Source organism: Nocardia citri, from assembly GCF_054065835.1.
The window spans coordinates 26,452-38,246 of the sequence record NZ_JBSUQM010000015.1 but is presented as its reverse complement, the minus strand read 5'-3'; the positions used below and the strand labels follow the sequence as shown (position 1 = coordinate 38,246).

Below are 11,795 nucleotides of genomic sequence, written 5' to 3'. Positions count from 1 at the left end.
CATCCGCGGCAGCCGTGGCGCCCGCGAACAGGTGCCCGGTCGGTTATCGCCAGGTCCATGCCCTGGAAATAGTCCTACCGGTGACGGATCCGCCGTGTCGCCGATGGAGCCGACCTGATATGAGCCGAGTATTACTTCACGCCGCGAGTAGAGCATCGTTTCCGAGCCGACGTCAACCAACCGGACGACCCGGATCGGTCGGCTGCGGAATTTACAGAACTCGACCGCCGGCGATCCTCTCGAATCCTGCACAAGGTCGGGACTGGCGTATACAAATCGATTTATTCACTGCTGATACGCCAGGACTTTCCCGATGGTTTCCTACGGGAATGTAGGCCAGCGACCGCAGATCCGTGGTCGCGGCATATTCTTGTTCGGGGCGGCCTGTGCTGCCATATCGCAACTGCGTGCGCAGGGTCCCGGCCGCGACCAAGTGGGCTAGGTAGCGCTGGGCAGTGGCCGCGACACGCCGGTGGCCGCCGAGACCTCCAATGCGGACAGCGGCGTCACTGATTCCCGCACCGCGCGCAGCACCAGATCCCTCGTCGGCGAAGCCGGGGGTGCGCGGCTCGTGCCCACCGATAGGTCAGCTTCCACATGTAGTCGTCGAGCGCGGAGAATACCTCGCTCGACACCTCGGTCCGGTAATAGGCGGCCCACCCGCGAATGATCGGGGTGAGCTTTTTGGGCACCGCGCCCGCGTTTCCGCCACGCAGGGCACGTATTTCGGTGCGCAGCCTTTCCCGGATCCGTCTCACTGCATCCCGGCTGGGCTTGATCAACACGGTTGTGCCGTGATAGCGGCGGACGTTGAATCCGAGAAAATCGAATCCGGTCTCATCGAGGTGGACGATGCGGGTCTTGTCCTCGTTGAAGACCAGACCCCTCGGCGCCAGCCACTCGCCCAGCTGGGCCTTGACCTGCTCTGCTTGTTCTCGACTGCGGCACAAAGCCACAAGGTCGTCGGGCCTTCGCCCTGCGGCCGCCTCTCGCGGCCTCCGCGGCGGGCACGTCACCGCCCGCGACTACTACGAAGCCTCCGCCCCACCCACACGGTCCTCGACCGGACACAGTCTCCACACCCCACCCGGACCGGCTGCCGGGCGAAATGAACGGTCCCGCAGGATGGTTCGCACGTTCACCAGGTGATCGATCGGTCAGGGAGGCACCCAGCTCTACTCCGGCAGCCTCGCCGCGTCTACGCCGCAGACCTTCGACACGGCCTCCGCACCGTCGGAGAAATACGGTTACGGAGTCGGAACCCTCGGAACTATAGGATCCCGCGCACTGCATCCCGGCCCATATCCACCAGATTGGAGCCGGTTTCGCGGTTACGGAGCTTCCGCCACTGGTTCGCTCACGCTGCACCTTCTGACCTCGCTCGACAAACCCGCACCGTCTGGCAGTTCCGGCACGTCTCGCCTTTATCGGGGCCGCTTGCCCCCCCGGGACGGTGTCCTCCGCCCGAGAGCTGCCCCCAGCTTCCCTCAGGCCGCTGCGACGGCCCGAGGGAGACGACGATCGACGAGAAGCGCAGCGCATGCGTCACCCTGGCTGGCTTGCTCGAGGAACGCCGCGCCCTGCTGAAGCAGGAACTGTTCAAAGCCGACGAGGGCGATCTCTTCCTGATCGCCAACAAGTTCGGCATCCGTCACCGAGATGCCAAACAGAAAATCGACTACAACGCCGCCGACCTCGACTGGATCTTCTGGTGGTACCTCGCAACCAACGAACTGACCGACAGACTCCTCGCCAGATAATCCGGCGACCACCCGGCGGCACGTAACAGCTGACTGGAATGGCGAGACATCGCCGAACCGACTCCACCACAGTCGAATTGAGAGCGACAACGCCACCGAGAAGCGCACGAACTCACCCGCGCCGAGGCCCGTCGCGGCATCGCGGGTGCCACAACGATCACGCGACGGCGCGCGTCCGCACAGAGTCCGGATTGAAGTAGGCACCGCTATTTGCCGATTACCAGCAGTTTTCGGTGTTGCAGCAGGTTGGCATAGTGGTCGATTCCCCCTCCGGACACAGACACTACGCAAACGGGTGGTTGTGGAGCATTTTCTGCCACGACCCCCCGTTTTTCCATGGTCGTAGGTCAGCTTCAGACCGAGCCGCCGGTAAACCTCGAGTTTATCGGTGGGGGCAGCCGCCTTCAGTATGTGGACCAGCCCGCCCACCGAGGTTACAAGCTGGTGGATCTCCTCCGGTGTCATGGGGGTGATTCCCACGTTGCTCGGCTTCCAGCGTGGCGAGCTTGGCCGCGGTGGCCTGGCGTTCGCGTTGAACTCTCGGAGTACACCCACTCCTTCTTCGGGTTCCACGCCAGTCGGGTGCGATGGCATTCATCGTGTGGGGCTTGGCAGGGCGCGCAGACACGTGAGACGTCTGGGCATCCGACGGCGGGCTCGGACCCGGCCATACTCATTTGCTGACGCGGGTCCGCTTCGTGTGCACCAGCAATGTGCTGATCGCGACCGCGCCGTAGCCGCCCGCCAGGGCAGCCGCTGCGATGTCGATCACGAAGGCGATCAGCAGCAACGGCGTTGACAGGGGGATTCCTCCAATAGTGTCGTACGGTTCGCTCGATGCGATGGATGCCCGGTCCTGGTCGAGCCGACCGGCCGTCGGGGTGAAAATCCAGGACTCGACGACGGTGAACAGAGCGGGAAGGCGGGGCGCGTTCGTGATGGCCGAAGCGCCGTGTTCGGCAGAAGGCACGCTGCGTAAGTACGGTCGAATGCCGGGGTCAAGGACCGAGGAAAAGACTTTCGCACGGCAGACGCGGCAGGCGTGCACGATCAGCAAGGTGGATCGAATCAGTTCGAGAGTGTGCCGCTGGGTTCGGCGCCAATCCTGGACGCAGGTCCGGACCGCGACCGCGCTGACGACGTAGTCGAGTGCGACCCCGCCCATCCAGATTCGCAGGTGTACGTCACCCCGTCGGGCGGAATCCATTTCTCGATGAGCGTCATCACGAGCGTCTGCCTGTGATCAGCGGCCAGAGCCCGCGTGAACCCGCAGCGATTGCCGCAGCGGTCAGCTTTTCGTCCCAGTATCGGGTGTTGCCGTATTCGCGGCGCCAAGACAGCAGTCGGTTGGTGTAGAGGTGGAGTTCGTGTTCTTCGGTGAACCCGATGGCACCCAAGCATTGGTGTGCGTTGCGGACCACGACCGAGGCGGCGTGTCCGACGCAGGACTTCGCAGCGGCCACCGCGAACCGTGCATCGTCGGTGTCGAGTCCATCGGCGACAGCCGAGACCGCGGCAGCGGTGGCGGCCTGCGCGAGCGCGGTCTCCGCGGCGATGTCGGCGACCAGATGTTGGACGGCCTGGAAGCGACCGAGCGGGCGACCGAATTGAATTCGTGTGCCGGTGTGCTCGACTGCCAGGTCGAGAACACGTGTCATGGCACCGGTCATGGCGATCGCGCGAGCGAGCGCACCTCGGTACAGCAGTTCCGCTACGGATTCGGGGCGAACCTGGGCACCGGGCACAGCGTGGAGATCGTGGACGGCGATGTGGTCGCGGGGTTCGAAGGCGAGGTTGCTCGCGGCGGTTACCCGAAGATCGGCGTGCGGGACATCAGCGACCCGCCATGTCCCGCCGTCGTCCCAGAGCACGACGACGGCGTCGGCGCTGCGTGCCCACGGCACATGGCGGGCGGTGCCGTCGCGGTCCAGCACTGCCGCGGTGCGTACCGCTACCGGATCGATGACGGCGCGCGGGCATCCGGACAGCTCCAGCAACCAGCCGGCGAGCAGGTCGTTCTCAGCGAGCGGGACCGCGGCCGCCGCGCCGGCGGCGGAACTCAACAACACAGCGGCGGCGTCCCAGTCCGCACCGCTGCCTCCGTCGCTTTCGGCACCGGTCAACCGGACGAGCCCCAGCTCGGCGAGGCTGGACCACAGCTCGCGGTCCAACTGCACCGGGCGTTCACCGACCAGGTCGGCACGCCGTTTGGTGAACAACTGCTCCAGCATCCGGGCGAGATCGCGCAGGTCGGTGTCGGTGGTGAGGGTCATCAGCGCATCCCCAGTCCTCGCGCGATCACGCCGCGCAGAATTTCGCTCGTTCCGCCCCGGAGAGTGAATCCGGGCCGTTGCGTGACACCGGCGCGTACGAGGTCGGCAAAGGATTCCGCGTCGGTGAAATGCTCCGGGGCGAGTTCGTCGGCCAGATCAGCGATGTCGCCCTCGGTCGCGGTGCCGAGAAGTTTGACCACGGCGGCGGCGACATCGGTCGGGACGTGTGCCTGCAAGGCTTCCGAGACCCCGCGCGACATGTGGTGCAGGCCGAAGAGCCTGCCGGTGAACGCGCCCACACGCGGATCCGTTGGCAGTCTGCGGGCACTCATCTCCTCGACCATTCCGGCGAGCACGCCGAGGGTGGACAGGAACCGTTCCGGGCCGCTGCGTTCGTAGCCGAGTTCGGAAGTGACCTGGCTCCAGCCGGACCCGATTGTGCCCAGCACCAGATCGTCGGGTACGAAGACGTCGTCGAGCACGACTTCGTTGAAGTGGTGCTCGCCCGACATCGACAGGATGGGGCGGATCTGCACACCCGGTGAGTCGAGCAGCACGATGAACTGGCTGAGTCCGGCGTGGCGGTGCTGTGGGTCCAGCGGAGCCGAGCGCGCCAACGCGAAGAAAGCGTGAGCGTGGTGGGCGCCGGAGGTCCATACTTTGGTACCGTTCAGGAGCCAGCCGCCATCGGTTCTGATCGCCTTGGTTCTCACTCCGGCCAGATCGGATCCCGAGTCGGGTTCGCTCATGCCGATAGCCCAGCTGATTTCACCGCGGGCGATTCCGGGCAGGAACCGGAGTTTCTGTTCCTCGGTGCCGTATTGCAGCAGTGCCGGGGCGGCCTGCCGGTCGGCGACCCACTGTGCGGCGACGGGTGCGCCCGCGGCGAGCAGCTCTTCGGTGATGACGAAGCGCTCCATGTAGGTGCGGCCCTGTCCGCCGTACTCGACGGGAATAGTGACTCCGAGCCAGCCGCGGGCGGCGAGTTCTTTGCTGAAGGCACCGTCCCAGCGGGCCAGCCAGGTGTCGACTCCCGGTGTGAACGTGCCCGCGGCGATCTGGGAATCCAGGAACGCACGAACCTCTCGGCGTAGTTCGGACAGGGCGGGATCGGGTCTGCCGGCGGGCGGGACGAGTGGTGTGGGCATGTCGTTTCTCCCGCCGGGCTCAGAGGCCCAGATCCCTGGCGATGATCGTTTTCATGACTTCACTTGTCCCTCCGTAGATTCGAGTGACGCGGGAGTCGGCATAGAGGCGAGCGATCGGGTATTCGGTGATATAGCCATATCCGCCGTGCAGTTGCAGGCATTTGTCGATCACTCGGCCCGCGACCTCGGTGCAGTACAGCTTCGCGCGTGCGGCGTCGGGCACGCTGAGTTCCCCGCGGTCGAGCAGTTCCAGGCAGCGATCGGCGTAGATTCGGGCGGCCTGCACCTCAGCCGAGCATTCGGCGAGCACGAACTTGGTGTTCTGGAACGCCGACACCGGTTGACCGAACACTTTCCGGTCACGGGTGTAGGCGATGGCATGGCCGATCGCCGCCTCGGCGTGGGCCACGGAGTTGAGCGCGATACTCAACCGCTCCTGTGGCAGATTGTGGGCGAGGTAGCCGAATGCCTCGCCTTCGGCTCCCAGCAGGTTCTGCACCGGTACCCGCACGTCCTGGTAGGACAGTTCGGCGGTGTCCTGCTGGTGCAGACCGAGTTTGTGCAGGGTGCGCCCGACGGTGAAACCGTCGCTGTCGGTGGGTATGCCGATGATCGACAACCCACTGCGTCGGTTGTCAGGATCGTAGGGAGAAGTCCGGCAAACCGTGAGTACCAGATCGGCGGTGACGCCACCGGTGATGAAGGTCTTCGCGCCGTTGACCAGGTAGTGCCCGTCGGGAGTGCGCTCGGCCCTGGTCGCGATGCCGGCCAGGTCAGAGCCTGTGCCCGGTTCGGTCATCGCGATCGCGGTCATCAATCGGCCAGCGACAAAATCCGGAAGCCAGCGCTTCTTCTGCTCCTCGCTGGCGTACTCGAGCAAATACGGCAGGATGACGCAGGAGTGCACGGTGTAGGAGCCGAACGATACCCCCGCCCGCGCGACTTCCTCGAATACGATCGAGGGATAGACGAAACTGGTCTCACCTCCGCCGCCGAACTCCTCGGGGGCCTGCAATCCGAGGATGCCCAACTCGCCGAGGCGCAGGAAGAACTCCCGTGGCGGGCGGCCCGCCTCGTCCCAGTCCGCCCGGTGCGGAGCGACCTCTTTGGCTATGAAATCCCTTACCATCGAACGGAATTCGTCGTGTTCGGGTGCCAGGATCGCACGCTTCATCGACGGCCCCTGTTCTCTGCGTGGAAGTTTCCCGGACGTCGTTGCAGGAACGCCGCGAGCGCTTCGTCGTGGTCGGCGCTGTGATGGGCGATGCTCTGGAAGGCCGCGGACAGTTCGAGTAGCCCCTCCAGATCCTGGCGCTCGGATTCCCGCATCAATTTCTTGGTCATGCGCAGTGCGTGTGGTGGATTGACCGCCACACGCAGCGCGAGTTCGGTCGCGGCGTCCAGCAGATCGGCGGGTTCGACGACGCGCGAGACCAGTCCCCACTCCAACGCGATATCGGCGGAGATCCTGTCTCCGGTGTAGGCCATCTCGGCGGCACGGGCCGGACCGACCGCGCGCGGCAGCAGCCAGGCGCCTCCGTCGCCGGGGACCAGTCCGAGTTTGACGAAGCTCTCGGCGAAGAAGGCGGTGCTCGCGGCGATCCGCATATCGCACATCAGGGCCAGGTCACAGCCCGCTCCGACAGCGGGTCCGTTCACCGCGGCGATGATCGGGACCTCACAATGGTAGAGCGCTCGCGGAATTCGCTGGATGCCACGCCGATAGCCGCGGCGCAGCTGATCGGGTGTACCACCGAACATTCCGGCACGCTCGGCCATGTCCTTGACGTTGCCGCCCGCCGAGAACGCGCTCCCCGCTCCGGTCAGGATCACCACCCGCGTGTCGAGATCGTTGTTCGCCTCGGCGACCAGGCTCACCAATCGCTCGATCACCGCGTCGTCCGAGATCGGGTTGCGGGATTCGGGACGATTGATGGTCCAGGTGGTGACGTGGCCGTCGTGTGTGCACAGCACGGCGTCGTCGATGACGCTCACGGGCGTGATCCTTTCGGTACCGGGTGCGGGTTCAGCGGAAATCCATCCAGTGCCCGTGCGGGGTCCATCCCATGAAGAACGGGATATCGATCCGGCAGATGGGGCCCTTGGTGATGTCGTAGGTGTCGAAGATGAGGAATTCCCCGCGCTTGTCCGCCCACCAGGACACCGGCACGATGACATATCCGTCACCTTCCGGAGCGTTCGGGCTGCGGGGCGCGAAGGTCGATTCGAGAATCGCGGCGGGCTCGTCGTGGCGAATCTCGAAGACCTGCTCGGACAGGGTCCTCATGTTGGTCGTCACCAGGCTGTTCATCTTCATGCCGGAGCGTTTGACGATGCCGCCGACCTGGCATCCCCACTCGTAGCCCTTGCCGTAGAAGCGTTCGTCGACCTTGGGCAGTTCGGAGGGACGGTCGGAGAGTTGCTCGGTGCGGGCTTTGCCGGTCTCGAGGTCGATACTCCAGCGGCCCAGGTTGCTCTTGGCGATGGAGAAGAACAGCGCGACGTCGTCGCCGACGGCGAAATCCTGTTCGAAGGGGAACGGGGGTCGGTTGAAGATCGGGCCGTCGAGTTGCAGTTCGGTGCCGACAACATTTGCCGACATGGTGTGCATGATGTATTGCGCGGGAAGGTCGGTGCGGATCCAACGGATCTCACCGTGCAGGTCGTGGCGCGGGATGAGAGCCAGCGTGATCGGCAACTCCGGGTTCCACTCCCAGATGTTGAGATTCTTGCGGAAGCGCTTCTTGTCCACCAGGAACGGCTGGAAGGGCATCACGACCCATTCCGGGGTCAGCCAGATGTCGTGGGCCACGGTGTTGTAGGGCGCATCCCACAGTTCTCGGCTGTCGACGGTGCCGTCCGGGCTGACGTAGTGCATCACCACGTAGGGCGCTTCGTCGCTGTAGGTCCATCCGTAGAGGGTGCCGGTGTCGGGATCCCATTTCGGGTGGGCGGTGAAGGTCGCGTCACCGTAGGCCGCCGGTTGGTGCAGGCCCGAACTCAGTCGCGGCGACCAGCTGACGATTCCTTTGGTCTCGAGTGTCATCGGGTCGATCGCGATCGGCGGGCCGCCCTGCTCACTCGAGGCCAGCATCTGGCCAGCGAACGGGAAGACGTTGATATTGGCGACGCCGCGGGAGACGCCCTGGTTTCCGAGGTCTCGTTTGACTTCGCCGTAGGCATTGTCGCGCCAGTCCCCGAAGCCCGCGTCCTCCCATTCGAACATGCCCTGCCGGCGCGCTTCCTCGAGCAGGTATTTCGGTGTGCGCACCCAACGGTTGCGGAAGCTGGCCTCACCGTTGTCGAAGGTGATGGCCTGGACCATGCCGTCCATGCTCAGCAATGGGTTGGTTCCCTGCTTGGTCGGCCGTTTCCAGGTCGGTCCGACACGGTAGAACCCGCCGGCGAGATCCTTGGGGATCTCACCGTGGGTGACGATGCATTCGTCGACGGTCGCTTCGAACCGCATCGGTTGGAAGGGTCCGCGCAACGAGTTCTCGGTAGGCAGGCTGTAGCTCATCACCGCTCCTGATGGTTCATCGAATTGACTCCACTCTTGTCAGGCGTCGGCGGCGGCGAGGTAGTCGCCGGGGTCCAGTCGACGCGTCCGATCCCAGTAGTCCAGGTAGGTCCAGGGGCTGCTGACAACCACTCGGCCTGCCCCGTTGCGGTACCAGGTCGTCATTCCGGGATGCGACCAGATGCAGCGTTCGAGTGCCGCGTCGAGCTCGTTGTTGTAGTCCCAGAAAACTTCCGGGCGTACTTCCAACGTTCTCGTCGTCCCGGAGGCCAGTAGCGCGATCGCCTGCATGATGTAGCGCACCTGGAATTCGCAGGCCAGGAACGCGCTGCCACCGTGCCCGGCGTTGGTATTGGGGCCATTGAGGATGAACATGTTCGGGAAGTCCGGGACCGTGACGCCGAGATAGGCGCGCGCGTCCTGATGACCCCATTGCTCTGCCAGGGTCTTGCCCGAGGCGCCGACGATATCCATCGGCCACAGGAATTGCAGGGCTTTGAACCCGGTCGCCCACACCAGCACATCGGCCTCGTGGGTGGCCCCGGAGGCTGTGAGCACACCCTGCGCGTGGATCCCGGTAACCGGATCGGTGATCAGTTCGACATCCTCGCGCTGGATCGTGGCGAACCAGCCGTTGTCCAGCAGTGGGCGCTTTCCGTAGGGCGGATAGTCCGGGATGCAGGCGTCGTAGAGATCCTCGCGCTCGCCGAGTTGGGTCTTGATGTAGTTGGTCAAGAAGATCCGGTGGCGTTCGTTCTGGGCGTTGATCGACCGCTGCGGTTCGCTCCACTCCGGATCGATCTGCAGCGACGCGTGGAGTCGATCGCTGAAATTCCAAAAGGCGCGCAGCCGGTACCAGCGCGCGTAGGCCGGAACGCGCTGCATCAGATATCGGACCCCATCGGGCACCGCTCTGCCGTAATTCGGGTGTGGTACCGCCCATTGCTTGGAGCGCTGGAACACCAGGACCTTCTCAGCGGTCCCGGCGATCGATGGCACCAGTTGCATAGCGCTGGCACCGGTACCGATGACCGCCACCCGCTTGCCCGTGTAGTCGACATCCGCACGCCAGTCCGCAGTATGCATGGCCGGGCCCGCGAAGCTGTCCGCGCCGGCAATCGCGGGCACGGCAGGTCTGTTCACCATGCCGACCGCACTGACCAGCACCGGCGTGGAGCGTACCGATTCGCGACCGGCGCTGTCGATCGTGCACACGCTCCATCCGGTGGCCGGATCGTATTCGGCACGCCGGACCTCGACCCCGAACTCGATGAACTCACCGAGGCCGTGTTCATCGACCAGCTTGCGCAGATAGCTGTAGACCTCGGGGCGCTTGGCGAAGAACCGGGTCCACTCCGCGTTGGGCGCGAACGAGAACGAGTACAGGTGGCTGGGAGTGTCGACCCCGCATCCGGGATAGGTGTTCTCCAACCAGGTACCGCCGATGTCGTGGTTCTTCTCCACGATGGTGAACGGCACCCCGGCGGCCTTGAGCTTGATTCCCAGCGCGATACCCGACAGGCCGGCGCCAATGATCAGGACCTTGAATCCCGCAGGCAGCGCGGCGGGAACCTCGACATCACGCGACAGCACCCCGAGTTCCTCGGCTAACAGCGGCCCGTACTCCGTCGGCACATCCTCGACGAGGGCGATACCAAGCATCTCGGAAATCCTATCCGGGCTCGGTGTCGAGGGCACCAGTGTGCTCTCTTCCGATGCGAGAATCGCGCCCAGCGCGGCCTGACGGATCTCGCGCCGTCGCTGCTCGGGTAGACCACCGTCGTCGTTGTCGTCGAGCACCGGTCCGCACACCGGCCGATACGGTTCGCTCAGCCACTTGTCGTCACCGGTGAGCTGCGTCAGAACGAGAAGCAGGGTCGGAATGTTGGCCTGCTCGAGCGCTGCGGCGAGCCGGTCGACATCGACGGCATCGGGGACATCGGCGACGAGTTCGTCGGACAGTTCACTCACGAGTTCCTCCGATAGAGCACCACACCCGCGGGCGAAGGTTCGAATCCCTCTGCGGGTCTATTATTGAGCCTGTATATCTCAATAATAGACACGGGTTGTCCATCCGAGTCAACCCGCCGGACTCGACCACGTTCGAGCCGCGCAGTCTCCGACAACAGGTCGCGGCCGGTTCGCCGCGGCCACGCTCGTCAAGAAAGGACCCGCCATGTCCGACGCTCACCTGCGGTGCGAGGCCAGAGACGGCTACGCCGTCCTGACACTCGAGCGCCCACAGCAGTACAACGCTCTGAGCCACGCACTGGTCGAAGATCTCCGCGCGCAGTTCGCACGCCTCGATGCCGATCCGCGAGCACGGGCGATAGTCCTCACCGGTGCGGGAAAGGCGTTCTGCGCGGGCGCCGATCTGAGCGGCGGCCCCAGCGACGCCGAGGACGTCGTGCGACGGCTCTATATCCCCCTGATCCAGCAGTTGACCTCGATGGGCACGCCGGTCGTCGCGGCGATCAACGGTGTCGCTGCCGGTGCCGGGCTCTCGATCGCTCTGGCAACCGACATTCGTATCGCCTCCGAATCGGCGGGTTTCGCATTGTCCTTCGTCAAGGTCGGACTCGTGCCCGACGCGGGTGCGACATGGTTGCTGCCTCGCGCGATCGGCTCGGCACGCGCCGCGGAGCTGGCCCTGACCGGCCGCAAGATCACCGCTCACACGGCTTTGGAATGGAATCTGGTCAACGAGGTCGTGGCGGCAGAGTCGGTGCTGACACGCGCCGAGCAGGTCGCGGCCGAGATCGCGACATTGGCGGCCTCGGTCGGACAGACACGCAAGCTCCTCCACGCCAGTTTCGAGGTGGATCTGTCCACCCAACTCGACGCCGAGGCCACCGCACAGGGATTGGCCCAACACCATCCCCACTACGCCGAAGGCCGACAAGCGTTCCGGGACAAGCGAACGCCGCGGTTCCACTGACACCGAGCCGCCAGCCGCCTCGGGATCTCCGCCCACACCCCGTGTCGACGACTCGTGAGTCGATTCGTCGGTCACGGCCGCTCCCGGCGGTTTCGGACAAGGGGCGCCGCGACCCGGCCTTGACCCACCACACACCCATCACTACTTTAGAGATTG

General features: G+C 64.9%; 10 protein-coding genes and 1 pseudogene. 1 reads left to right on the top strand and 10 read right to left on the bottom strand.

The features are described 5' to 3' along the window. Window positions 1-364 precede the first annotated feature (364 nt). The 10 genes and pseudogenes from ACW2Q0_RS20305 to ACW2Q0_RS20260 form a co-directional block, all read right to left on the bottom strand. A pseudogene (locus ACW2Q0_RS20305) lies at window positions 365-564 on the bottom strand (helix-turn-helix domain-containing protein); the annotation flags it as partial. Then, window positions 507-758: a group II intron maturase-specific domain-containing protein gene (locus ACW2Q0_RS20300; protein WP_457192528.1), complete on the bottom strand. Its 252-nt coding sequence runs from the start codon at window positions 756-758 to the stop codon at window positions 507-509. The pseudogene ACW2Q0_RS20305 and the gene ACW2Q0_RS20300, both read right to left, overlap by 58 nt. Before the next feature lie 729 nt (window positions 759-1,487). After that, window positions 1,488-2,225 carry a hypothetical protein gene (locus ACW2Q0_RS20295; protein ID WP_457192424.1) on the bottom strand — a complete coding sequence of 246 codons (738 nt, stop codon included), beginning with the start codon at window positions 2,223-2,225 and terminating at the stop codon, window positions 1,488-1,490. 208 nt (window positions 2,226-2,433) lie between these two features. Further along, window positions 2,434-2,817: a hypothetical protein gene (locus tag ACW2Q0_RS20290; protein WP_457192422.1), complete on the bottom strand. Its 384-nt coding sequence runs from the start codon at window positions 2,815-2,817 to the stop codon at window positions 2,434-2,436. Window positions 2,818-2,983: 166 nt separating this feature from the next. Continuing rightward, window positions 2,984-4,033, bottom strand: coding sequence for an acyl-CoA dehydrogenase family protein (locus tag ACW2Q0_RS20285; protein ID WP_457192420.1), 1,050 nt, complete (start codon window positions 4,031-4,033; stop codon window positions 2,984-2,986). Next, complete coding sequence (locus tag ACW2Q0_RS20280; protein WP_457192418.1) at window positions 4,033-5,181, bottom strand: acyl-CoA dehydrogenase family protein; 1,149 nt, start codon at window positions 5,179-5,181, stop codon at window positions 4,033-4,035. The genes ACW2Q0_RS20285 and ACW2Q0_RS20280 overlap by 1 nt, the downstream gene beginning before the upstream one ends. Before the next feature lie 19 nt (window positions 5,182-5,200). Next, window positions 5,201-6,355, bottom strand: coding sequence for an acyl-CoA dehydrogenase family protein (locus tag ACW2Q0_RS20275; protein WP_457192416.1), 1,155 nt, complete (start codon window positions 6,353-6,355; stop codon window positions 5,201-5,203). Further along, window positions 6,352-7,167, bottom strand: coding sequence for a crotonase/enoyl-CoA hydratase family protein (locus tag ACW2Q0_RS20270; RefSeq protein WP_457192527.1), 816 nt, complete (start codon window positions 7,165-7,167; stop codon window positions 6,352-6,354). Before ACW2Q0_RS20270 ends, ACW2Q0_RS20275 begins: the two co-directional genes overlap by 4 nt. A 40-nt stretch (window positions 7,168-7,207) precedes the next feature. Next, window positions 7,208-8,701: a carotenoid oxygenase family protein gene (locus ACW2Q0_RS20265; RefSeq protein WP_457192414.1), complete on the bottom strand. Its 1,494-nt coding sequence runs from the start codon at window positions 8,699-8,701 to the stop codon at window positions 7,208-7,210. Between the two features lie 39 nt (window positions 8,702-8,740). Continuing rightward, the gene (locus ACW2Q0_RS20260) at window positions 8,741-10,672 is read right to left on the bottom strand and encodes a flavin-containing monooxygenase (protein WP_457192412.1); all 1,932 of its coding nucleotides are present in this window, start codon (window positions 10,670-10,672) and stop codon (window positions 8,741-8,743) included. Between the two features lie 205 nt (window positions 10,673-10,877). Between ACW2Q0_RS20260 and ACW2Q0_RS20255 the strand changes: the two genes are divergently transcribed. Then, complete coding sequence (locus tag ACW2Q0_RS20255; RefSeq protein WP_457192410.1) at window positions 10,878-11,639, top strand: enoyl-CoA hydratase/isomerase family protein; 762 nt, start codon at window positions 10,878-10,880, stop codon at window positions 11,637-11,639. Window positions 11,640-11,795 lie beyond the last annotated feature (156 nt).